The sequence below is a fragment of the Streptomyces sp. NPDC002779 genome (assembly GCF_042888685.1).
Classification (GTDB): domain Bacteria; phylum Actinomycetota; class Actinomycetes; order Streptomycetales; family Streptomycetaceae; genus Streptomyces.
On record NZ_JBIAQC010000003.1, the window covers coordinates 49,887 to 72,642 of the forward strand.

A 22,756-nucleotide genomic window follows, 5' to 3' on the forward strand; every position below is an offset into this window, starting at 1 on the left:
TCATGCCGGGTGATGACAGCCCGCACTGCCGGGCCGCCGCGGGCGCCGGGACGCTGAAGTCATGGACAGGAACGAACGCGAACACGTGATTGAGGTCACCGACCTGCGGCGTGTGTACGGGGGCGGGTTCGAGGCGGTGCGCGGCATCACCTTCTCGGTGGCCCGCGGCGAGATCTTCGCGCTGCTCGGCACCAATGGCGCGGGCAAGACCTCCACCGTCGAACTGCTGGAAGGGCTCGCCAAGCCCGCCGAGGGGCGCGTCCGGGTGCTCGGGCACGATCCCTACGCCGAGCGGGCCGTCGTCCGGCCGCGCACCGGGGTCATGCTCCAGGAGGGCGGGTTTCCGTCCGAGCTGACCGTCGCCGAGACCGCCCGGATGTGGGCCGGGTGTGTCAGCGGCGCGCGGCCGGAGGGCGAGGTGCTGGCGCTGGTCGGGCTCGGTCGGCGGGCCGGGGTGCGGGTCAAGCAGCTCTCCGGGGGCGAGCGGCGGCGCCTGGACCTGGCGCTCGCGCTGATCGGGGACCCCGAGGTGCTGTTCCTCGACGAGCCGACCACCGGACTCGACGCCGAGGGCCGCCGGGACACCTGGGAACTGGTGCGCACCCTGCGCGAGCGGGGCACGACCGTGCTGCTCACCACGCACTACCTGGAGGAGGCGGAAGGCCTCGCCGACCGGCTGGCGATCCTGCACGAGGGGCGCATCGCGGCGGCCGGCACCCCGGCCGAGGTGACCGCGAGCCGGCCCGCCCGGATCTCCTTCGAGCTGCCGGACAACTGGTTCCTGGGCGACCTCCCGCCCCTGGACGAGCTGGGCGTGACCGGGCACGAGGTGGACGGCCGGGTCCTACGGCTGCGCACCCACCAGCTGCAGCGGGCCGCCACCGGGCTGCTGGGCTGGGCCGACCGGGCCGGGGTGGAGCTGCGGCGGCTGGATGTGCGGTCGGCGTCACTGGAGGAGGCGTTCCTGGGCATCGCCCGGGAGGCGTCCGAGTCGAAGGAGTACGCGGCATGAGCGAGCCGATGGTGATGTCGACCCCGGCACGGCGGGTGGCGGCACTGGCGCGGGCGGAGCTGACCCTGTTCGGGCGCAGCAAGGGCATGATCGTGGCGGCCGTGTTCGTGCCGCTGGTGCTGCCGTTCACCGTGCGGGCGGCGGTGGAGGACATGGATCTCGCCGAGCACGGGCTCGACGTGGGGAAGGTGCTGCTGCCGGGGGCGATCGGCTTCTCGCTGCTGTTCGCGGTGTACTCGGCGCTCATCGGCGTCTTCGTCGGCCGGCGCGAGGAACTCGTCCTGAAGCGGCTGCGCACCGGCGAGCTGCGCGACCACGAGATCCTCACCGGGGCCGCGCTGCCGCTGCTGGCCGTCGGCCTGGTGCAGGCCGTGGTCCTGGTGGCCGGCTGCACGGCCCTGCTGGACGTGGCCGCCCCCGAGGCGCTCCACCTCGCTGTCGCCGGCTTGCTGCTCGGCCTGGTGATGTGTGCGGCGCTGGCTGCCCTGACGGCCGCCTTCACCCGGACCGTGGAGAGCGCGCAGGTCACCTCGCTGCCCCTGGTGATGGTCTCCATGGTGGCCTCCGGGATCGCCGTCCCGCTGGAGCTGCTGCCCGACTCGATGGCCTCGGTGTGCGCCCTGCTGCCGCTCAGCCCCGTGATCACCCTGGTGCGCGGCGGCTGGACCGGCTCCCTGTCGGCGTACGAGACGCTGGGCGCCCTGCTCACCGCGCTGGCCTGGACCGCTCTCGCGGTGTTTGCTGTAGGGCGGTGGTTCCGCTGGGAGCCGCGGCGCTGACGTACGGGAAGAGCGGGGAGTGGCGCGTGGCGGGGGGATGGTGGCGGGGCAAGAGCACGCCCGCGAAGGTCGAGACGTACACGCGCTGGTCGTTCCACTTCTTCGGGCTGGCGGAGATCTTCTCCGTCGGTCTCGCCGCCTTCGGCCAGGCCGGTACCGCGGTCGGCGGCTGGCTGCTGCTCGTGGTGTGCTCACACGCGGCGCTCACCATGCTGACCGCATCCCGGGCCCTGGACTGGACGCGCGGGCGGCGGGACCAGCCGGTGCGGCTGATGTGCACGCTCGCCGCCGCCACCGCGGTGATCGCCGTGGCCGCGCTCGCGCTCGTCCAGCACGGGCCCGAGGGCAAGGACGTCGAGACCGCGGCGGGTGCCGTCTTCGCCGGTGTCACCGCCTTCGGGGCGGGCACCATGGCGCTCGGCGTCCGGGAGCGCCGCCGGGTGCTCGCCGTCGTCGGCGGCTTCGCCGCGGGCGCCTGGGCCGTCACCTGGCCGCTCGGACTGCCCACCGCGGAGGGCCTGGTCACCGCGCTGGTGGTGCTGCTCGGCGGCGGGTTCATCGCCTTCACCTCCGCCTTCTCCGTCTGGCTGCTGGATGCCGTCTACGAACTCGACGAGGCCCGCGAGACCCGCGCCCGGCTGGCCGTCGCCGAGGAACGGCTGCGGTTCGGACGTGACCTGCACGACGTCATGGGCCGCAATCTGGCCGTCATCGCCCTCAAGAGCGAGCTGGCCGTCCAGCTCGCCCGGCGCGAACGCCCGGAGGCCGTGGACCAGATGATCGAGGTGCAGCGCATCGCGCGGGAGTCGCAGCGCGAGGTGCGCGATGTCGTACGGGGCTATCGCGAGGCCGACCTCGGGGCCGAACTCGCCGGTGCGCATGGGGTGTTGACGGCGGCCGGGATCTCATGCGAGGTGAGCGGGCCGGTGGCGGGGCTGCCGGCCGAGGTGCAGTCGGCGCTCGGGTGGGTGGTCCGGGAGGCCACCACGAATGTGCTGCGGCACGGGAACGCGGAGCGCTGCGGGGTGTCCGTGCGGGTGCGCGAGGGGTGTGTGGTGCTGACGGTGGAGAACGACGGGGTCGCCGGTCCCGTCTCGCAAGGTGGCGGCTCGGGGCTGGCCGGGCTGCGCGAGCGGCTCGCCGCCGTGGCGGGGACCTTGGAGGCGGGGGCCGAGGGAGGCGTGTTCCGGGTGGTGGCCGAGGTGCCGTTGAAGGAGGTGGCGGCGTGAGCGAGAAGGTGCGGGTGCTGCTCGCCGACGACGAGCATCTGATCCGGGGTGCGCTGGCCGCGCTGCTCTCGCTGGAGGACGACCTGGTGGTCGTCGCCGAGGCGGCGTCCGGTCCCGAGGCGCTCGCGATGGCCCGCGCCCACGCGCCCGACGTGGCCGTACTCGACCTGCAGATGCCCGGCGCCGACGGTGTGAAGGTCGCCACATCCCTGCGGACGGAACTGCCGTCCTGCCAGGTCATGATCGTGACCAGCCATGGCCGCCCCGGGCACCTCAAGCGGGCACTTGCGGCGGGTGTGCGCGGGTTCGTCCCCAAGACCGTCAGCGCCCAGCGGCTCGCCGAGATCATCCGCACGGTCCGTGCCGGAAACCGCTATGTGGACCCCGAGTTGGCCGCCGACGCGATCTCCGCCGGGGACTCGCCGCTGACCGCGCGGGAGGCCGAGGTGCTGGAACTGGCCGCCGACGGCGCGCCCGTGGCGGAGATCGCGGAGCGGGCCGCGCTGTCCCAGGGGACCGTGCGGAACTATCTCTCCTCGGCCGTCTCCAAGCTCGGGGCGGAGAACCGTCATACGGCGGTGCGTCTCGCCCGCGAGCGGGGTTGGGTATAGTTGCTCTCGCGCCACGGCGCACTGCGGACGTAGCTCAGTTGGTAGAGCGCAACCTTGCCAAGGTTGAGGTCGCGAGTTCGAGCCTCGTCGTCCGCTCTCTGTTGAGAGGCCCCCCGGTTTTCGCCGGGGGGCCTCTTCTTTTGCCTCGTCTACGCCCAGCTCGTGCCGGTCAGACGCTCGTACGCCTCCACGTACTTGGCGCGGGTGGCGTCCACCACCTGCTGCGGCAGCGCCGGCGGCGGCTGCTCGCTCCTGCGGTCCCAGCCGGACTCCGCGGAGGTCAGCCAGTCACGGACGTACTGCTTGTCGTACGACGGCTGCGCGCGGCCCGGCTCCCACCGGTCCGCCGGCCAGAAGCGGGAGGAGTCCGGGGTGAGGACCTCGTCGGCGATGACCAGGGTGTCCCCGTCGAAGCCGAACTCGAACTTGGTGTCCGCGAGGATGATGCCGCGCTCGCGGGCGATGTCCCGGCCGCGGGAGTAGACGGCGAGGGTCGCCTGGCGCAGCCGGGCGGCGGTGTCGGCGCCGACCTGGCGGGCGACCTCCTCGTACGAGACGTTCTCGTCGTGCTCGCCGACCTCGGCCTTGGTGGCCGGGGTGAAGATCGGGGCGGGCAGCTCACTGCCGTCGACCAGGCCCTCGGGGAGGGCGAGGCCGCAGACCGTGCGGGTGTCGTTGTACTCGGCCAGGCCGGAGCCGGTGAGGTAGCCGCGGGCCACGCACTCCACGGGGACCATCGTCAGCGACTTGCAGACCAGGGTGCGGCCCGCCCAGTCGGCGGGAGCGCCCGGCGGGAGTTCGGTGCTCAGCACGTGGTTGGGGACCAGGTCGGCGAGCTGGTCGAACCACCACAGGGAGAGCTGGGTGAGGACGCGGCCCTTGTCGGGGATCTCGGTCGGGAGCACCCAGTCGTACGCGGACAAGCGGTCGCTGGCGACCATCACGAGGTCGCCCGCCTCGTTCCGGTACAGGTCGCGCACCTTGCCGGTGTGCAGATGCACCAAACCCGGAACCTCGATCGGTTCGGGCTTTTCTACAAATCCGGACACGGTTCCTCCCCGTGGTTGAAAACAAAGGGATGCCCGCAGGGCTCGAACAGGGTGGGGTGGGAGACGGGCGGGCCAAGGGCTCGATTGTCCCGTATGAGGGGTCTGACCTTGGACCGGGGGTCGGCGGGGGCCTGCGGGCCGGGTCAGTCGTGCTTGCAGATGCGGTCCAGGAGGTTGGCCGTGGCGCGCTGGACGCGGGGGTCCACATGGCCCGGGCGGTCCAGGGCGGGCGACCAGGCGAAGGTGCCGGAGGCGAACACCAGGGCGCCGGAGGGGGCGCGGTACAGGGACGTCTCCTGGTGGCGGAGGGCTCCCTCGCCGTCGGTGTACGGGGAGTGCGCCAGCAGGATGCGCTCCTCGTGCTCGGGCAGCGCGGTGCGCGGGAAGTAGCGGTCGGCCTCGCCCGCGACGAGTCCGGCGAGCGCGTCACCCTCGTGGGCGCCGGTGGCGTCCCACAGCCAGTGGTCGGCGTTCCGGACGATCAGCGGGTGGGGCTCGGGGACCCGGCCCGCGTACTGGATGCCGATCAGCTGCTGCTCGGGGCGGTCGATCTCGCGCCACAGGACCGGCTTGCCGGGGCCCTTGCGCTTGCGGCAGGTCAGCAGGCGGTCGGGGACGCCGGACGGGGACGGGCCCAGCTCCACCTGCCAGTACATGGTGTTGGCGGAGAGGAACACCAGCGAGGTGCCGTGGTCGCGGGCCCGCTCGACCGTGCGGCGCATGGGCGTCGACCAGTACTCGTCGTGGCCGGGGAAGACCAGGCCACGGTAGCGGGTGGGGTCGATGTGTCCGGCGTGCAGATCGCGGGCGTCGGCGTAGGCGAGGTCGTAGCCGTAGCGCTCGGCGAAGCGGATGAAGTCGTAGGCGTGGCCCACGTGCAGGGGGAGGCCGGCGCCGGCGTAGGGGCGATCGAAGGAGACGGTCGTCGCGGCGTCCGACTCGCCGAGCAGCCGGCCGTGCTCGTCCCAGGCGTGGTACAGGCTGGCGCCGGTGCGGCCGTCCTCCGGGTAGAGGTTGTACGCCTGCCAGGTGACGTCGGGCAGCAGCAGGAGCAGATCGGCCGGGTGGTTGTCCCGGATGGTGAACGGGATGTGGGAGCGGTAGCCGTCGGCGGTGGTGAGCACCGCGACATAGGCGCCGATGCTCCAGTACGAGGGGATTTGCAGCCGCCAGGACAGCCACCAGTGGTGGCAGGAGACCGTGCGGTCGGCGGCCAGCGGCGGGGGCTGGACGATGCCGGACAGCCGGGGGCTGGTGGTGATCTTGGCGGCGCCGTCTCCGCCGTAGTGGCCGATGCGGTAGACGTCGACGCTGAACTGCTGGGGCGGGTCGACCGTGATGTGGAAGTCGACGGCCTCGCCCGGGGCGACCGCGCCGGTGGAGGTGAAGCCCTTGATCTGGCGGTGGACGTCGTCCGCCGAGCGGGGGCCCTCGGTGGGGCGGGGCGAGCGGGTGCCGGAGGTGGTGCGGGGGGCGGGGACGCGGGGGGCGCCCGAGGCGCCCGGGGGGGCCGGAGCGGCCGGTGCGGCCGGTGCGTCCTGGGGCGTGTCCACGTACCAGGGGACCACCTGGCCCGTGTCGTCGAAGTACGTCTCCGTGCCACGGAGCCAGGGGACGGGGCCCTGGCCGAAGGGGTCCGTGACGGCGTGCGCAAGTGCTCCCGACTCCCAGCGGCGGATCTGCTCCGACCCCATGGTCGCTCCCCTCCCTCTTGCCCCCGTGGTCTGTGTGTGTGGTCTGTGCGTCTGTGTGTGTGGTCTGTGGCGTCTTCGTGACGGTCGTATGTCGCAAGCCCTTGCCGTGGGCGCGATCGGTCCCAGCACATCACATTGCGCACGCATGCTGTCACTAGTCGTTGCGAATTGGCCGAAAGTGGAATGCGGAGTTCCGCTTGAGGGGCGCGCTGTGGCTCGGGGCTGGCGGGCTCGGGGGCCGTCAGACGAGGCGTACCGGCTTTTCCGGGCGTATGCCGGATTCGATCAGCCATTCCTTCAAGGGGGCCGGGTCGCCCTCCTCGATGAGGCTGAGGACGCGGGGGGTGAGGTCGGCGGCGCGTTCTCCGTTGACCAGGAGGGTGGGGCCGTCGAGCCAGTCCAGGCCGGGGGTGGCGCCCGCGGTGTCCATGGCGGCGCAGCAGACCATCGCGGTGACGTGGTCCGCGAGCAGCTCCCGCGGGGAGCGCGGAGGCTGGAGCGGGAAGAGGGGCAGGGTGCCGTCGTCCCAGAGTGCGGTGTCGGGGGCGGGGGCGGCGGGGCTCGGCGGGACCGCGGATTCCTCGCGGGCGAGTTCGGCGGTGAGGCCTGCGGCGAGGGCGGCGGAGCGCTCGGTGTCGGTGGGGTCTTCCGTGTCGGTGGGGTTTTCCGCGTCAGCCTCGGGCTCGTCCTCGGGTGTGGGGGACGTCTGGGGGGCCGACGCGGGGGTCGGTTCCTCCGGCGTGGGGGGCGACTGGGGGGCGGGCGCGGGGGCCGACGCAGGTGTCGGGTCTTCCGGCGCGGTTCGTTCCTCCGCCGCCGCAGGGTTCATCGGCGCGGTTCGCTCATCCGGGGCCGGAGCAGGGTCCTCCGGCGTCGACAAGTGGTCGAGTACGCGGGACAGCGTCGGGCCGTCCGTCCGGGGGTTGGGGCGGCGGACGCCGAGGGCGTCGAGGACTCGGTGGAGGCGGGCCGCGTCCGTACGCCATTTGCGGTCGACCACCTCCTCCGGGTACTCCTGCCAGCCGACCGGGGACCAGTCCGGGCCCGATTCCGCCGGGCCGCCGTGGAACAGCCGCGCGGCCAGCAAGGATGCCGCCTCGTCCACCGCGCCCGGTTCCTCCAGGAGGTCGCACGCTGGGCGTTCGCCCAGGCGGGAGGCGAAGCCCTCGGCCAGCCGGTCCCGGCGGGAGAGTTCCGTGAGGGCGGCCACCACTCCCGCGTCCAGGCGGGACGGCCAGCGGCCCATCCGCCAGGCGGGGAGGGCCACCCGGGTCAGCAGTCGGTCCCAGCCCGCGTAGGCCAGGCCCACCTGTTCCTGGGCGACGATGCGCAGTCCGTAATCCACAGCCTGTGCACGCTCCGCCGCCGCCGCGGCCACCCCTCGCTCCATCTCCGCCGCGTGCTCCCGGCAACTGCTCAGCAGCAGGCGGGCCACCTTGCCGACGCCCGCCAGCACCGCGCGCGAGAGAGGACCGCGGTTCGAGGCCGACGCCACTGCCACCGCCGCGTCCAGGCCCCGTACGAAACGGCGGGCCGCGGCTATGTCGGGGTGCGCCGAGGGGCCCGTACCGGCCACCACCGGGGCGAGGACGGCTCGCAGCTCGCCCACCCGCATCCACCACAGGAACGGCGATCCGATGACCAGCACCGGGGCCGCCGAGGCTCGGCGGTGCGGGCCACGCAGGCCGCTCGTGAGCTCGTCCCCGTGCTCGCGCGGGGGCGGGCCGTGGGCCGGGTGGGTGCGATCCTCCAGCCAGCTGTCGCAGTCCGGGGTCAGCGCTATCGCGGAGGGCGCGGGCACGTCCAGGCGGTCGGCCAGGTCGCGCACCATCCGGTACAGATCGGGGGCCGACTCCTCCGCGATCGCGACCGTCGGACTGACGGCCGGCCGGGAGCGGGCCACGACCAGTGCGATCCCGCCCGCCGCCAGCAGTACGAGCACGGCGACCCAGCTCACGGCCCAGCGGGCCGTATCCCAGCCGGAGCCCACGAGGTGGCCGGTGGAGCCACCGGCCAGCAGCACCACGGCGGCCGCCGCGGGCAGCAGCGCGACCGCCACTGCCCGGCTACGGATCCGCAGCACGGCCAGCGCCCGGGAACGCGCGGCCTGTGCGCCTGCCTCCACACCCATACCGGTCACGACCGGACCTCACCCCCTCCCCCATGCGCGGGCCGTCAAGGCTGCGCTGCCTGTCCCACCTGTCCTGGCTTTGGTCACTCCCCCACTGTGGCACCCGTCACTGACATCGCAATGCCGGTGGGCCAAGTGCCGGAACGCTTGCGCCGCACCATAGTTGGGGGCCCGGCCTCCGTCAGCCGGATGGGGCATCGGTCACTCGATGGAATGGCTCTGGGGAAAGCTGGATGACGGACAGCAAGGATCAGGCCCCGGTTCCTGAGACGGATCCGGGGCCTGCGGGGTTCATCGGGAGGGCCTGCGGGCCCCTTTGTTCACTCGACTTTGCTTACTCGACCTTGCTCACTCGGCCTTGCTCACTCGGCGGCCGCCTTCGCCGCGATGTCCGTGCGGTGCTGGGAGCCGTCCAGGCCGATGCGGGCCACCGCCCGGTACGCGCGCTCCCGGGCCGCGGCCAGGTCCTCGCCGGTCGCCGTGACCGACAGGACGCGACCGCCCGCGCTGACCACGGCGTCGCCGTCGGTACGGGTACCGGCGTGCAGGACGTAGGCGTGCGGGGCGTCCTGCGCCACGACCTCGTCGAGGCCGGTGATCGGGTCGCCGGTGCGCGGGGTGCCGGGGTAGTTGTGCGAGGCGATGACCACGGTGACCGCGGCATCGGCGCTCCAGCGCAGCGGCGGCAGAACGGCGAGTTCGCCCTTGGCGGCGGCCAGCAGGACCCCGGCGAGCGGCGTCTTGAGACGCGCCAGCACGACCTGGGTCTCCGGGTCGCCGAAGCGGGCGTTGAACTCGATCACCCGCACTCCGCGCGAGGTGATGGCGAGACCGGCGTACAGCAGCCCGGAGAACGGCGTGCCGCGGCGCTGCATCTCGTCGACGGTGGGCTGGAGAACGTTCTCCAGGACCTCCTCGACCAGCTTCGGGTCGGCCCACGGCAGCGGGGAGTACGCCCCCATGCCGCCGGTGTTCGGCCCCTCGTCACCGTCGAGGGCCCGCTTGAAGTCCTGGGCGGGCTGGAGCGGGAGGACCGTCTCGCCGTCGGTGATGGCGAAGAGGGAGACCTCGGGGCCGTCGAGGAACTCCTCGATGACCACGCGCTCGCAGGAGTTGGCGTGCGCCCGCGCGGCCTCCAGGTCGGCGGTCACGACGACGCCCTTGCCGGCGGCGAGACCGTCGTCCTTGACGACATAAGGGGCGCCGAAGGCGTCGAGGGCCTCGTCGACCTCCTCCGGCGTCGTGCAGACGTAGGAGCGGGCCGTCGGGACGCCGGCCGCCGCCATCACGTCCTTCGCGAAGGCCTTGGAACCCTCGATCTGGGCGGCCTCCCCGGAGGGGCCGAAGACCGGGATGCCCGCCTCGCGCACGGCGTCGGCGACACCGGCGACCAGGGGTGCCTCCGGGCCGACCACGACCAGGTCGGCACCGAGCCGGGTGGCCAGCGCCGTGACGGCGGCGCCGTCCAGGGCGTCGACCTGGTGCAGCTCGGCGACCTCGGCGATGCCGGCGTTGCCGGGGGCGCAGTGCAGCGCGGTGACGTCGGGGTCGAGGGACAGGGAGCGGCACAGGGCGTGTTCGCGGGCGCCGCTGCCGATGACGAGGACCTTCACGGGGTCAGCCTAACCGCAGCCGGGGTGGCCGGTTTGTGCGGGCTGCTGAAGGAGGGCGGGAGCGGGGGTTGTGGGTTCCTACGAAGTCCCGCCAAGTCCCGCCAAGTCCTACGGAGAGGATCGGCTCGCGGGTGCTCGACCTACTCGTTCGTGAACTCCTCGACCACCGTCGCGCCCAGCTCGCGGACGAGCAGGTCGTAGCCGGAGAGGGCCGATTCGTTGAGGTCCGGGTCGTCGTCCTCGGGGATGTCGTCCTCGATGGACACGGGGGGCCGGGGCGGGGGCTCCGGGGCGGAGGGCTGCGGTACGGGAGCGGCGGCGGGCGTCGGTCTCGACGGGGCCGACTGTGCCGAGGCCGAGGAGGCGGGCGCGGGGGTGGGCTGGGGAGGTGCCGGGCGGCTGGGGGTCGCCGCGGCACCACCGCCGCCGTAGCCGCCTCCGCCGTAGCCCGAGGAACCGCCCTGCGGAGGGGCGGAGCCGCCTCCTCCGGACGGGTCGACGATCGCCTCGACCTTCCACTGGACGCCGAACTGCTCCACGAGCGCCTGGCGCAGGACGTCCTCGCTGCCGCTGGTCGTGAAGTTGTCGCGGGCACCGGCGTTGACGAAACCGAGCTGGAGGGTGGTGCCGTCGAAGCCGGTCACCTGGGCGTTCTGGCTGAGCAGGATCCAGGTGAAGCGGCGGCGGTTCTTGACGGCCTCCAGGATGTTCGGCCAGAGCGTGCGGGGGTCGAGGCCGCCGCCACCGCCGGTGCTGGGAGCGGCGGGGGTGGGCTGGGGAGCAGGGGCCTGTGCGGGGTTGCTCGGAGCGGAGGGTGCGGGAGGGGGGCTTGGGGCCGCGGCGGGCGTGGTGGCCGGGGTCGCGGTGGGCGTGGTGGTGGGCCAGCCGCCCGGGCGGCGGCCGCTGCCGAGGGTGGTGGCGGTGGGCCACGCGCCGGGGGCGGGTGCCGGGGCAGCGGGGGTGGGCTCGGTGGACGCGGGAGGCTGGTGGGCCGGAGCGGGCTCGGCGGACGGCTCGGGCGGGGTCTGCGGGGCGGACGGAGCCTGTGGGGCCGGGGCGCCCCCTCCCCGTACCGCCGCGCGGGCCGCTGCCGGGCCGCCGACGGGCGGAACCGCGGCCGAGTGACCGGGCCCCTGGACCTGCGCGGGGGCCTGGGCCTGCACCTGCGCGGGGGGCTGCTGGGCGTGGGCCTCGGGTCCGGGGACGTACCCCATCGCGGGAGCGACGGCGCTCCCGGAGAAGTTCACGCCGCGCTCGAGCCGGTCCAGCCGGGCCATGACCGAGCGCTCGTCCCCGTACGCGGCGGGGAGCATCACGCGGGCGCAGATCAGTTCGAGCTGGAGTCGCGGCGAGGTGGCGCCCCGCATCTCGGTGAGGCCGTCGTTGACGAGGTCGGCGGCGCGGCTGAGCTCGGCGGCGCCGAAGGTGCCGGCCTGGGCCTGCATGCGCTCCAGCACATCCGCGGGGGCGTCGATGAGCCCCTTGTCCACGGCGTCCGGGACGGCGGCGAGGATCACGAGGTCCCGCAGCCGCTCCAGCAGGTCGGCGACGAAGCGCCGGGGGTCGTTGCCGCCCTCGATGACGCGGTCGACGACCTCGAAGGCGGCGGCGCCGTCGCCGGTGGCGAAGGCCTCGACGACGGAGTCGAGCAGCGAGCCGTCGGTGTAGCCGAGGAGGGAGGTGGCCATGGCATACGTCACACCCTCCTCCCGTGCCCCGGCGAGCAGCTGGTCCATGACGGACATGGAGTCACGCACGGATCCGCCGCCGGCGCGCACGACGAGCGGGAGGACGCCCTCCTCGATGGGGATGTTCTCGTGCCCGCAGACCTCGGCCAGGTACTCCCTGAGGGTGCCCGGCGGCACGAGCCGGAAGGGGTAGTGGTGGGTCCGCGACCGGATCGTCCCGATGACCTTCTCGGGCTCGGTGGTGGCGAAGATGAACTTCAGATGCTCCGGGGGCTCCTCGACGACCTTGAGCAGGGCGTTGAAGCCGGCCGACGTGACCATGTGGGCCTCGTCGATGATGTAGATCTTGTACCGGCTGGAGGCGGGGCCGAAGAAGGCCTTTTCCCGCAGCTCACGGGCGTCGTCCACACCGCCGTGCGAGGCGGCGTCGATCTCGATGACGTCGATGGAGCCCGGGCCGTTCCTCGCCAGGTCCTGGCAGGACTGGCACTCCCCGCACGGGGTGGGGGTGGGACCCTGCGCGCAGTTCAGACAGCGGGCGAGGATCCGGGCGCTGGTCGTCTTTCCGCATCCGCGCGGGCCGCTGAACAGGTACGCGTGATTGACCCGGTTGTTCCGCAGCGCCTGCTGCAACGGGTCGGTGACATGCTCCTGCCCGATGACCTCGGCGAACGACTCCGGGCGATAGCGGCGGTACAGCGCGAGAGACGACACGCATACGAGGTTATAGGCGCCCACTGACAACCCGGCCCACGGGAACGCAAGCGCCCCCCACGCACCCGCCAGAGCCAACCTACCCTTGCTGCCTTCCGGCCCTGGGGGAGTTCAGTCAGATAGCGCCGCGTGAGGGGCTCCGCACAGAGTACCCGACGTCAGCAGCTCGGATCGAGTTCGCGAGCACCCTTCTCGGTCATGTAATGTTCCTGGCGGAGGATTCGCCTAGAGGCCTAGGGCGCACGCTTGGAAAGCGTGTTGGGGGCAACCCCTCACGAGTTCGAATCTCGTATCCTCCGCCAGTGCCTCACCGGGCACGATGTCGAAGGGCCCCACCGTTCGCGGTGGGGCCCTTCGTCGTTTCCGGCCACCACGTCCCGAAACAGGATGGTAGCGGCGACGATAGTATCTCTATCGATACTATCTCCTGAGGGGCATTCTCATGCGTCGATTCATCGGGCGGGACCGGGAGCTGGGCGTGCTTCGGAACGCCTTTCAGGAGGTTCGAGATGCCGTCGGATCGCCGAAACCAGGTCAGTGCATCCTCATGCGGGGGAGGCGACGGGTCGGCAAGTCCAGCCTTGTCGAGGAGTTCCTCCGGCGCACCGAGGCCCCGCACCTCTTCTTCACCGCGGCGGGCGGCACCGCGGAGGACGAACTGACGGAACTGCTCGACTCCGTCGTCAGATCCACTCTGCCGGAGCGCGAACTGTTCGCGGAGGAGAGCCCCGAGCAGTGGAACGCGGCGTTCAGGCTGCTCGCCGAGGTTCTGCCTGACGACAGCCCGGCTGTGGTCGTCATGGATGAGGTTCCGTATCTCATGGACCGCATCGACGCCTTCGAGGGCATGCTCCAGCGGGCGTGGGATCGCCTGCTCAGCCGTAAACCCGTACTGCTCCTGCTGGTCGGATCCGACCTGTCGATGATGGAGACGCTGAACAGCTACGACCGCCCCTTCCATCAGCGGGGCCGGGAAATGGTGGTCGGGCCGCTGAACCCTGCCGACATCGGCGAGATGCTCGGGCTTGAGCCGGCAGCCGCCTTCGACGCCGCCCTGGTCACGGGCGGTCTTCCGCTGATCTGTGCGGAGTGGCGGCCTGGAGCGGATCTCTGGGAGTTTCTCCGCGACTCGCTGGACAACCCGATTTCGGCGCTTCTGGTCTCCGCCGAGCGGTCGCTGGCCGCGGAGTTCCCCCCGCAGGCGATGAGCAGGGAGGTCCTGCGGGCCATCGGATCCGGGGAGCGAACCTTCACCAACATCGCGCGCGCGGCCGGTGGGATCGCCCACACCACCCTCACCCGTGCCACGGATGTCCTGACGGAGAAGCGGGTGGTGGCCGCCGAGCTGCCACTCTCACTGCGGCCGTCGAAGGAACGCCGCTACCGAGTGGCCGACCCTTACCTGCGTTTCTGGCTCGCGTTCCTGGATCCGCACATGGCGGAGATCGAGCGGATGCGGGGAGATCTCACGCTGAGCCGGATCAAGGAGCGGTGGACGAGCTGGCGGGGGCGTGCCATCGAGCCCCTCGTCCGGGAATCCCTCGCCCGCCTCCTGCCGGACGCGCTCCTGCCCGCCGCCCCGGCGATCGGCGGGTACTGGACCCGCAGCAACGACGTCGAAATCGACCTGGTGGGTGCCGACCGGCAGCCGGTGGCCAAGCAGTTGCTCTTCCTCGGCTCGGTCAAGTGGCTCGAGAACTCGGCGTTCGACAGCCACGACCTGGCCGCCTTGCAGAAGCACCGGGCGGCGATCACCGACGAGCCCGTGCCGCTCGTGGCGGTCTCTCGCAACGGAGTCAGTTGCTCAGGACTCCAGGCGGCGTACGGCCCCGAGGGACTGCTCAGCGCCTGGCGCAGAGCGTAGGAAGTGGCTTCTACCACTGACGCCGTCCGCCTCAGCGGACGTCGATCCGCCGCTCCACGCTCACCTGGTCGAACTCCGAGACCCGCACGGTGACCTTCATGGTCCAGGTCCCGGCGAGGGGCAGGTTGACGAAGCTGTTGGCCCAGTAGCCGCCCTGGTCGGTCAGGCCGGCGTCGAGGGGGCCGATGTCCTGGGCGGGGAGGGTGAAGGAGACCCGCAGTTCGGGCACCGCCGACAGGCCGCCGTCCGGGCCGAGCACCACGGCCTGGAGGGCGTTGTCGCCGACCCGGCCGGGGTCGAGGGTGAGCTGGACCTTGCCGGCGCCGCCCGGGACGCCGACGTCGAAGGGGACCGTGACGGCGACGGTGCCTCCGGTGCGCGGCGCGGCCTCGGCCGCCTCGGCCACGGCCCGGCCCGGCAGGGTCGAGGTGAGCACGGTCGTGATCACCAGCACGACCACTCCGACGGTGGCCTCGGCCAGCACCGAGCGGCGCAGGGCGCGGCGCCGGGTGTCGGAGGGCGGGGGCGGGGACGGGGATGGTGGGGGCGGGGACGGTGGGTCGGGGAGGCTAGGGCCGCCTAGGGGCTCCGGGACTCTTTCCCGTACGGCCGTCTCCGTCTCCGCCGTCGCCAGGCGGGCCGTCCATCGGCGGGACACGGCCGCCGCCGCGAGGAGCAGGGCGACCGCGATGAGCTTGAGGGTCAGGAGCCTGCCGTACGTCGTGCCGGTGAGCGCGTCCCAGGAGCCCAGGCCGCGCCAGGACTGGTAGACGCCGGTGACGACCAGGACGGTCACCGAGGCGAGGGCGAGGCGGGAGAAGCGGGTGACCGTGTCGGGGGTGAGGCGGTCGCGGCGCAGGGTGAGGAGCAGGGCCGTGAGGCCGCCGAGCCAGACCGCGGTGGCCAGGAGGTGCAGTACGGCGGAGGTCATCGCCACCGGTACCTGGATCCCGGCCGAGGCGTGGTCCGACGCCGCCCAGGTCAGGGCGAGTCCTACGGCGAGGACGGCCCCGGGGACACCGCTGGGCTCGCCCCGCCTTGACCGCCGTACGAGATACGCCGCCGCCAGGAGGAGCAGGGCCAGCCTGGTCAGCAGGGTCAGGCCCGGGCGGCCGGTGAGGGTGTCGGTGAGGGCGTCGGGATTCAGGGCCGCTGCCGGGGACTCGCCGGTCTCGTACGGGGCCCGGAGCAGCAGCAGGGCGACGGTCGTGGCCACCAGGGTCCACCAGCCGAGCAGGAGCGGCGTGCGGAGGGCCTGGGGGTCCGCCGGCCGGCATACGGCGACGAAGGTGGCGGTGCCGATGAGCAGGGCCGCCGCCAGGTAGGCGAGATACCGGGCGATCTTGTGGAGGGCGGCGGTGGCCGGATGCTCGGTCGGGCCCGTGCCCACGGCCACCGGCACGGCCGACGGCTTGCCGACCGAGAACGTGAACGCGCCCGACACGGGGTGGCTGTCCGCCGACACCACGCGCCAGGCCACGGTATAGGTGCCCTGGTCCAGGCCCCGGGGCAGCGTGACGCGGGCCGTGCCGTCGCCCTTGGCGTGCTCGGCCTCCCCCACGCGCAGGCGCCTGCCGTCCGGGCCCAGGACGCGTACCGAGTCGTCGAGGAGCCCTACGGACTCGGTGAAGGTCAGGGTGAGCTGACGGGGGGCCGTGGCGAGGACGGTTCCGTCCTCGGGGTCGGTGCCGCTGAGGGCCGCGTGCGCCGAGGCCGGGGCCGTGCCGCCGAGGAGGAGCAGGACCAGCACGGCTCCCAGCAGCACCAGCCCTTGAACTCCGCGCCGTCGGACCACGTCGTCTCTCCGTCTTCCCCGGTCTCCGCCACGAGGATAAGTACGCACCGCAGGCGCTCCGCGCTCACCAGGTCGGACGGGCTCCGCCCGCCCGAGGAGACGCGCCACGTTGGCCGTACGTCCCGGCCCACGAACGGCAGGCCCCCGCGCTCACCCCGCCGGACCAGCGGCATCCGCACCGCCCGCGACCGACCCCCCACGTCGGCCGCACCGACGCCCCTCCGTCCCGTCCACGTACGGCAGGCGCTCCGCGCTCGCCCCGACGGACGGAACAAGTCCACCGCGAAGAGAGCCTCCCCGTCAGCCGGGCCGACCCAAGTACGAACGACGGGCCCCCGCCCTCACCCCGTCCGGCCGGCGGCATCCGCACCGCCCGCGACCGACCCCTACCACTCGGCCACACCGACGCCCCCGTCCCGCCCCACGAACGACAGGCCCCCGTACTCACCCCGTCCGATTCCTGTGGGCATCCCTCTCCCCCGGCCCCCGCCTCACCACGTCGGCCGGGCCGACGCTCCTCCGTCGACGACGAGGTCGTGGCCGGTGATCCAGGAGGCGAGCGGGGAGGAGAGGAACACGCAGGCGTCGCCCACGTCCTCCGGGCGGCCGAGGCGGCCCACGGCCGTGGCCTCGTTCCAGCGTCGTACGCCCTCCGGCCAGGCCCGGGCCAGTCCGTCCCGTTCGATCAGGCCCGGGGAGACCGTGTTCACGCGGATGCCGTCGCGGCCGTACTCCAGCGCCGCGGAGCGGGCGTGCATCACCACCGCCGCCTTCGCGGCCGCGTAGTGCGCGTGCCCCTGTGCCGGCATCCGGGCCTCCACGGAGGCGATGTGGGTCACCGAGCCGCCGCCCCGCCCCCGCATGACCTCGGCGGCGGCCTGCGTACAGGCGAAGACGCTGGTCAGGTTGGTGTCCAGTACCGCCCGCCACTCGGCCGCGGTCATCCCGGGCAGGTCCCGGACCGGCTGTACGCCCGCGTTGTTGACCAGCGCCGTCAGCCGGCCGCCACCCCACTCGGCGGCCTCGCGGACCACGCGGTGGCACTCCTCCTCGACGGTCAGGTCCCCGCCCAGCACGACGGAGTCCCCCAGCTCGGCGGCCAGTTCGCGCGCCGCGTCCACCGCCGTACGGCAGTGCAGGGCCACCGCCGCGCCCTGCTCGGCGAAGCGCAGGGCGATGCCGCGGCCGATGCCGCCGCCGGCTCCCGTGATGAGGGCGACCTGGCCCTGGAGCAGCTTCATGGGCGGCACAGTTCCATGATCCGGGCGGCCTCGTGGGGATAGCGGGCGAGGAGGTGCTGCGCGTCGCCGTGCTCGTAGTCCTCGTAGGTGAAGCCGGGGGCCATGGTGCAGCCGAAGAAGGTCCAGGTGCCGCCCGCCACGACCCGGGCGCCCATCCAGGTGCCCGCGGGGACGGTCAGCTGCGGTTGCTGGCCGTGCAGGATGTCCGGGCCCAGGACGGCCGTGCGGGAGCTGCCGTCGGGGTCGAGCAGCAGCATCTCCAGGGGGTCGCCGAGGTAGAAGTGCCAGACCTCGTCGCCGGTCAGCCGGTGCAGTGCGGAATAGTCGCCCGGCTCGGCGGTGAGCAGGGCGACTATGGCGGTGCCCGCGGGTCTGCCGTCCGGGAGCGCGGGCCCTTCCCAGGTACGGCGGAACAGTCCGCCCTCGCGGGGGATCGGCTCCAGGCCGTAGTGGGCGACGAGGTCTTCCGGGGTCACCCGGGGAAGGCTACCTCCCGGCGCAGGAAGGCGAGTTGGGCCTTCTTCTCCGGCAGGTACACGTCCGGGAGGTCGATCTCGGGGAGGGTGACGAGCGGTCCCGCCTCGAAGCCCTGCCGCAGGAAGCGGGCGACGGCCTTCTCGTTCGCCACATCGGGGTCGACGACCACCCGCCGCCGGTCCAGGCCGATGAGGGCGTATGAGGTGATGGCGCCGAGCAGCGCGGCCGTCCAGCCGCGGCGGCCGCCCTCCGCCGCGGCGGGCGCGAGCAGCAGGTGGACGCCGATGTCGCCGGGTTCGACGTCGTAGCACTCGCTGACCCGGTCGGCCTCGGGCTCGTAGGTCTGCAGCAGCGCGGCCGGGACGCCGTCGCGCCGGACGAGGTAGGCGTGGTGGGTGTCGAGGGCGTCCAGGTGGGCGTAGACCTCGGCGACCTGGTCGCGGGTGAGGCCGTTCATGCCCCAGAAGGAGGCGCGTTCCTCGCTCACCCAGGAGTGCACGACCTCGGCGTCGGCCTGCGGGTCGAGGCGCTGGACGTGCACGGTGCCGAAGCCGTCGACCCGCTCCTCGTACACCGTCTCGCGGGTGTCAGACATCGGTTTCCTTCTCCAGTCGGTCGAAGTCCGTGACGACGGGGACGAGCTCTCCCCGTGTCCACAGCGGCAATTGGTCGCGGTGGTGGGGAGTGCCGGGCACCCCGGAGGCACCGAACGGCACGACCCACAGGCTGTGTTCGCGGCGGTCCAGGTCCCAGACGTACCGGGCGGCGGGGCCGCGGGCCGCGAGGTCGGTGATGCCGGGCACGGCGGAGGTGCACAGCACGCAGTCGTGGTCGCCGGAGAGGGCGGGCTCGTCGTACTCGGCGGGCAGCGCCCGCCAGGGGGCGAGGCGGTGGGTGTCGCCCCAGACTCCCTCGGGCGGCCGGGCGGCCACCTCCTCCACGGCCGCGCGCACGGCTTCCGGCCGGTCGATGCCGTACAACTCCTCGGCGCGCAGCAGGTGTTCGAGGGCGAAGCCGATACGCGGGACGAGGGCGAGCCAGGGGAGCAGGACCTCGGGGTAGGCGGGCGGGGTGGTCAGGGCGGCGAAGGCGGGGTGTGCGGCGATCCGGCGTACGACCGCGCTGCGCAGCGCCGCGTAGAGGGCCGCGGGCCGGCTGTCCGCGTCCATCCGGCGGTCCCAGGTCAGGAGCGTCTCGCGGAGGCGGGCCGCCTCGGGGGAGAGGCCGTCGAGGGTGGCCAGGCGGTCCAGCAGGGCGGCGGCGGAGGCGAGATGGGTGTCGGTGTGGATGGCGGGCATGTCGCCGGGCGCCCACCGCTTCTTCTCGCTCAGCAGGGCGGTGATGCGGTCGGCGCGGTGCGGCGGGGCGAACTCCACGCCGAGGGGCGTGGCCGGGCCGCGCTGGTTGGCCATCACCGCGACTCCGTCGGCGAGTTCGCCGTACGGCGTCTCGTGCCAGCCCTGCCAGGCGTGGCCGGGCTCCCAGGCGGGGACCAGCCGGGTGCGGTTGGCGGGGGCGCGCAGCGGGACCTTTCCGGCGACGCGGTGGAGCAGGCCGCCCTCGGTGTCGGCGGCCTGGACGACGTTGACCGGCTCGGTCCACCGGTCGAAGGCCCGGTCGACGTCGGCGACCCGGCGGGCCCGCAGCAGGGGGAGGAGGGCGCGGAAGCCGAGGTCGCCGGTGACGCGGGGCGGGTAGCGGAGGCTGACGGCGCGGTCGGTGCCGTCGTCGAGGCCCTCGGGACCGCCGATGACGACCGGGCCGCGGTCGGTCTCGATGACCTCGATTTCGACCGGGTCCTCGCCCGCCACCTCGACGGTCTCGGTGTGCCGCGCGGCGCGGGCCCAAGTGCCGTCCGGGCCGAGGGCCTCGATGCCCGCGCCCGTCCGCCGCAGCCGTTCCCGGTACAGGTCCTGGTAGTCGGCCATGGCGTTGGTGATGGCCCAGGCGACCGTGCCGGTGTGCCCGAAGTGGGCGATGCCGGGGACGCCGGGGACGGCGAGGCCGACGACGTCGAACTCGGGGCAGGACAGGTGGATCTGCTGGTAGACGCCGGCGTCCTCGATGAACCGGTGCGGGTCGCCCGCGATGATCGGCTGCCCGGAGACCGTGCGCTCGCCGCTGACCAGCCAGCCGTTGCTGCCGGAGGTGCCGGGCCCGTCGATGGCGAACAGGCCGACGGCCTCCTCGCCGAGGTGCCGGACGGCCTCCTCGCGCCAGAGCTTGGCGGGGAAGCCCGCGAAGAGGATGTGGATGCCGAGCCAGACGCCGAGCGGGGTCCAGGGCTCCCAGCGGCCGGGGGCGCCGACCGGCAGGGCGGCCCCGGCGAGACCTTCGTTGACGCCGTCGACGTACGCCTGGATCCAGTCGGCGGTCTCCGGGTCGCCGTCGGCCAGTGCGGCCCAGCAGCGGCGGGCGGTGTCGTCCAGCCTGGCCCGCCGCGCGAAGCGGTCCCAGGCCAGGGAGTCCGGGCCGAGCAGGGCGGCGGAGGTACCGTCGGCGCGCCGGCGCTCCACCTCCAGCTGCCAGGCCCGGTCGAGGGCGGTGACATGGCCCTGGGCGCGGGCGAGTTCGCGCGCGCCGTCGGCCCGCAGATGCGGGATGCCCCAGGCGTCGCGGTAGATCTCGGCGGTCACCTGTCACCCTCCTGTGCTCATGGCGTGCTTTAGGTTAGCCTTGCCTAAGTTGTTCGTGACGGAATAGTACGCGAAGGGTGAAGACGCGATGGGGCAGGGGCACGGTTGGCAGGGCACTGTCCTGAAACTGATGGGCGCCAAGGACTTCGCGTTCACCGTCACTGGCGCCGAGGACGTCTCCCCCGACTACCGGCGGCTGCACCTCAGCGACGGTGGCATGCTCGCGGCGACCGGTGTCCACCCGACGATGTGGGTCCGGCTCTGGTTCACCGACGGGGGCAAACCGCACCAGCGGGCGTACACGCTGGTCGACCCCGACCCGCAGGCCGGCACCTTCAGCCTGGAGTTCGCGCTGCACGAGGGTGTGGCCAGTGACTGGGCGCGGGCGGCGCGGGCCGGGGACACCATCGAGGCGACGGTCCAGGGCACGGGCTTCCAGCATCCCCGGCCCGAGCCCTCCCACGTCTTCGCGATGGCCGACCCCGCCTCGCTGCCCGCGCTCAACTCCCTGCTGGACGCGCTGGGTTCGGCCCCGGCCACCATCTGGTTCGAGGGCAGCCCGGCCGGACTGCCCTGCCGGGCCGACACCTCCCGGCACGAGCTGCGCACGGTCGCCCGCCACCAGCTGGTGGACGCCGTACGGGCCGACCTGCCCGACCTGTTGAAGGGCACCGACCAGCCGTACGTCTGGATCGCCTGCGACACGGCGACCACCCGGAACCTGTCCGCGTACGTCCGCAAGGAGCTGGGCGTCGCCAAGGACCGGATGCACGCGCTGGGGTACTGGCGCGCGACCTGAGCCCGGGCAGGCGCCCGGGTACCGGCGCGCGGCCTGAGCCCGGCCGCGGGATCATCGAGCCATGGACGTCACCCTTCACCTCGCCCAGGATCCCGACGCCGACGAGCTGCTCGGCCGCAGTCCGCTCGCCGCGCTGGTCGGGATGCTGCTCGATCAGCAGGTCCCGATGGAGTGGGCGTTCAAGGGGCCCCGGACGATCGCGGACCGGCTCGGCGCGGACGATCTGGAGGCGCACGACATCGCCGCGCAGGACCCGGAGTCCTTCGCGGCGCTGCTGTCGGAGAAGCCGGCCGTGCACCGCTACCCGGGGTCCATGGCCAAGCGCGTCCAGCAGCTGTGCCAGTACCTCGTCGAGCACTACGACGGCAACGCCGAGCTGGTCTGGAAGGGCGTCACGGACGGCACGGAACTACTGCGGCGCCTGGAGGAACTGCCCGGCTTCGGCAAGCAGAAGGCGCAGATCTTCCTCGCGCTGCTGGGCAAGCAGCTCGGCGTGGCCCCCAAGGGCTGGCGGGAGGCGGCCGGGCCGTACGGCGAGGCCGGGTCGTTCCGGTCCGTCGCGGACATCACCGGGCCGGAGTCACTGGCGAAGGTGCGCGCGCACAAGCAGGAGATGAAAGCGGCGGCCAAGGCCGCGAAGGCGGACAAGACGTCCAAGGCAGCCGAGAAGTAAGCCGTTCGGCTCACCCTTGGTGGCGGTCCGCGCCGGGCCGTTCTCAGCTTGAACCATGACCGAGGCACCGTCCGGCCCCGCGTGGGGCCCGGAGTACGACGACCGCAAAGTCCACGCGCAGCGCGCCCCCAGAGGCGGGCACGAACCCGAGCCGCCCCTCGAAGGGCCCCTGCACGCCCTGTCCCAGGCCGCCTGGCAGGTCGTCCTGCTCACCGGCGTCGCCTCGCTGATCCTGGGCGTGCTGGTGCTGATCTGGCCGGGCTCCACGCTGCGCGCCACCGGCGTCCTGTTCGGCCTCTACCTCCTGATCAGCGGCGTCTTCCAGCTGGTCGCCGCCTTCGGCACGCACAAGACGACCTCGCTGCGCGTGCTGGGCTTCATCAGCGGCGCCCTGTCGATCCTGCTGGGCCTGTTCTGCTTCCGCGGGCCCATGCAGTCACTGCTGCTGCTTGCCCTGTGGATCGGCATCGGCTGGCTGATCCGCGGCATCACCCAGACCGTGGCCGCCGTCTCCGACCCGGGTATGCCCGCTCGCGGCCGGCAGATCCTCCTCGGCGTCGTCAGCTTCGCCGCGGGGGTCGTGCTGATCGTCTCGCCCTTCGAGTCGGTCGCCGTCCTCGTCGTGGTCGGCGGGATCTGGCTGGTCGTCGTCGGCATCGTCGAGATCGTCACGGCGCTGGGCATCCGCCACCGCGCCCGCCAGGTCCCCCACGAGCTGTGAACGGGTACGCCGAGCGGGCGGTTCTCGGGC

Annotated in this window: 18 protein-coding genes, 2 tRNA genes and 1 other RNA gene; 10 read left to right on the forward strand and 11 right to left on the reverse strand. The window is 73.1% G+C overall.

What is annotated here, in order from left to right:
- Positions 1–61: 61 nt before the first annotated feature.
- The 5 genes from ACFYW5_RS10045 to ACFYW5_RS10065 all read left to right on the forward strand — a co-directional run bounded on the left by ACFYW5_RS10045 (position 62) and on the right by ACFYW5_RS10065 (position 3,727).
- Positions 62–1,012 carry an ABC transporter ATP-binding protein gene (locus tag ACFYW5_RS10045; protein ID WP_389416473.1) on the forward strand — a complete coding sequence of 317 codons (951 nt, stop codon included), beginning with the start codon at positions 62–64 and terminating at the stop codon, positions 1,010–1,012.
- Positions 1,009–1,791 (forward strand): ABC transporter permease, encoded by a 783-nt coding sequence (locus tag ACFYW5_RS10050; protein ID WP_389416474.1) that lies wholly within the window; start codon positions 1,009–1,011, stop codon positions 1,789–1,791. The genes ACFYW5_RS10045 and ACFYW5_RS10050 overlap by 4 nt, the downstream gene beginning before the upstream one ends.
- A complete protein-coding gene (locus ACFYW5_RS10055; RefSeq protein WP_389416993.1) occupies positions 1,773–3,020 on the forward strand; it encodes a sensor histidine kinase in 1,248 nt (415 codons plus the stop codon). Before ACFYW5_RS10050 ends, ACFYW5_RS10055 begins: the two co-directional genes overlap by 19 nt.
- Positions 3,017–3,631, forward strand: coding sequence for a response regulator (locus ACFYW5_RS10060; RefSeq protein WP_389416475.1), 615 nt, complete (start codon positions 3,017–3,019; stop codon positions 3,629–3,631). Before ACFYW5_RS10055 ends, ACFYW5_RS10060 begins: the two co-directional genes overlap by 4 nt.
- 23 nt (positions 3,632–3,654) lie before the next feature.
- Positions 3,655–3,727, forward strand: a tRNA-Gly gene (locus ACFYW5_RS10065).
- A gap of 53 nt (positions 3,728–3,780) precedes the next feature.
- Here ACFYW5_RS10065 and ACFYW5_RS10070 read toward each other — a convergent pair.
- The 6 genes from ACFYW5_RS10070 to ffs form a co-directional block, all read right to left on the reverse strand.
- Positions 3,781–4,680 (reverse strand): phosphoribosylaminoimidazolesuccinocarboxamide synthase, encoded by a 900-nt coding sequence (locus ACFYW5_RS10070; RefSeq protein WP_389416476.1) that lies wholly within the window; start codon positions 4,678–4,680, stop codon positions 3,781–3,783.
- A gap of 143 nt (positions 4,681–4,823) precedes the next feature.
- The gene (locus ACFYW5_RS10075; protein ID WP_389416477.1) at positions 4,824–6,374 is read right to left on the reverse strand and encodes a N,N-dimethylformamidase beta subunit family domain-containing protein; all 1,551 of its coding nucleotides are present in this window, start codon (positions 6,372–6,374) and stop codon (positions 4,824–4,826) included.
- A gap of 241 nt (positions 6,375–6,615) precedes the next feature.
- Positions 6,616–8,514 (reverse strand): hypothetical protein, encoded by a 1,899-nt coding sequence (locus ACFYW5_RS10080; RefSeq protein WP_389416478.1) that lies wholly within the window; start codon positions 8,512–8,514, stop codon positions 6,616–6,618.
- Between the two features lie 353 nt (positions 8,515–8,867).
- A complete protein-coding gene (purD, locus tag ACFYW5_RS10085) occupies positions 8,868–10,118 on the reverse strand; it encodes a phosphoribosylamine--glycine ligase (RefSeq protein WP_389416479.1) in 1,251 nt (416 codons plus the stop codon).
- A gap of 140 nt (positions 10,119–10,258) precedes the next feature.
- Positions 10,259–12,520, reverse strand: a complete 2,262-nt coding sequence (locus tag ACFYW5_RS10090) for a DNA polymerase III subunit gamma and tau (RefSeq protein ID WP_389416480.1) — start codon at positions 12,518–12,520, stop codon at positions 10,259–10,261.
- 43 nt (positions 12,521–12,563) lie between these two features.
- An RNA gene (gene ffs / locus ACFYW5_RS10095) (signal recognition particle sRNA small type) lies at positions 12,564–12,662 on the reverse strand.
- 72 nt (positions 12,663–12,734) lie between these two features.
- Between ffs and ACFYW5_RS10100 the strand changes: the two genes are divergently transcribed.
- Together ACFYW5_RS10100 and ACFYW5_RS10105 are read left to right on the forward strand one after the other, a co-directional pair.
- A tRNA-Ser gene (locus tag ACFYW5_RS10100) sits at positions 12,735–12,822 on the forward strand.
- A 140-nt stretch (positions 12,823–12,962) separates the two neighbouring features.
- On the forward strand, positions 12,963–14,384 hold the full coding sequence (locus tag ACFYW5_RS10105) for an ATP-binding protein (RefSeq protein WP_389416481.1): 1,422 nt from the start codon (positions 12,963–12,965) through the stop codon (positions 14,382–14,384).
- 31 nt (positions 14,385–14,415) lie between these two features.
- On the opposite strand, the gene ACFYW5_RS10110 is transcribed toward ACFYW5_RS10105, so the two are convergent.
- The 5 genes from ACFYW5_RS10110 to ACFYW5_RS10130 form a co-directional block, all read right to left on the reverse strand.
- On the reverse strand, positions 14,416–16,149 hold the full coding sequence (locus ACFYW5_RS10110) for a copper resistance CopC/CopD family protein (RefSeq protein ID WP_389416994.1): 1,734 nt from the start codon (positions 16,147–16,149) through the stop codon (positions 14,416–14,418).
- A gap of 521 nt (positions 16,150–16,670) precedes the next feature.
- Positions 16,671–17,420: an SDR family NAD(P)-dependent oxidoreductase gene (locus ACFYW5_RS10115; RefSeq protein ID WP_389416482.1), complete on the reverse strand. Its 750-nt coding sequence runs from the start codon at positions 17,418–17,420 to the stop codon at positions 16,671–16,673.
- The gene (locus ACFYW5_RS10120; protein ID WP_389416483.1) at positions 17,417–17,896 is read right to left on the reverse strand and encodes a cupin domain-containing protein; all 480 of its coding nucleotides are present in this window, start codon (positions 17,894–17,896) and stop codon (positions 17,417–17,419) included. Before ACFYW5_RS10120 ends, ACFYW5_RS10115 begins: the two co-directional genes overlap by 4 nt.
- The gene (locus ACFYW5_RS10125; RefSeq protein WP_389416484.1) at positions 17,893–18,492 is read right to left on the reverse strand and encodes a GNAT family N-acetyltransferase; all 600 of its coding nucleotides are present in this window, start codon (positions 18,490–18,492) and stop codon (positions 17,893–17,895) included. Before ACFYW5_RS10125 ends, ACFYW5_RS10120 begins: the two co-directional genes overlap by 4 nt.
- On the reverse strand, positions 18,485–20,533 hold the full coding sequence (locus ACFYW5_RS10130; RefSeq protein ID WP_389416485.1) for a penicillin acylase family protein: 2,049 nt from the start codon (positions 20,531–20,533) through the stop codon (positions 18,485–18,487). Before ACFYW5_RS10130 ends, ACFYW5_RS10125 begins: the two co-directional genes overlap by 8 nt.
- A gap of 88 nt (positions 20,534–20,621) precedes the next feature.
- Here ACFYW5_RS10130 and ACFYW5_RS10135 point away from each other — a divergent pair, with 88 nt between their 5' ends.
- The 3 genes from ACFYW5_RS10135 (at position 20,622) to ACFYW5_RS10145 (ending at position 22,726) form a co-directional block, all read left to right on the forward strand.
- Entirely contained in the window at positions 20,622–21,332 is a 711-nt protein-coding gene (locus ACFYW5_RS10135) for a siderophore-interacting protein (protein WP_389416486.1), read from the forward strand.
- A gap of 61 nt (positions 21,333–21,393) precedes the next feature.
- Positions 21,394–22,005: an HhH-GPD-type base excision DNA repair protein gene (locus ACFYW5_RS10140; protein WP_389416487.1), complete on the forward strand. Its 612-nt coding sequence runs from the start codon at positions 21,394–21,396 to the stop codon at positions 22,003–22,005.
- 55 nt (positions 22,006–22,060) lie between these two features.
- Complete coding sequence (locus tag ACFYW5_RS10145) at positions 22,061–22,726, forward strand: HdeD family acid-resistance protein (RefSeq protein ID WP_389416488.1); 666 nt, start codon at positions 22,061–22,063, stop codon at positions 22,724–22,726.
- The last annotated feature ends 30 nt before the right edge of the window (positions 22,727–22,756 follow it).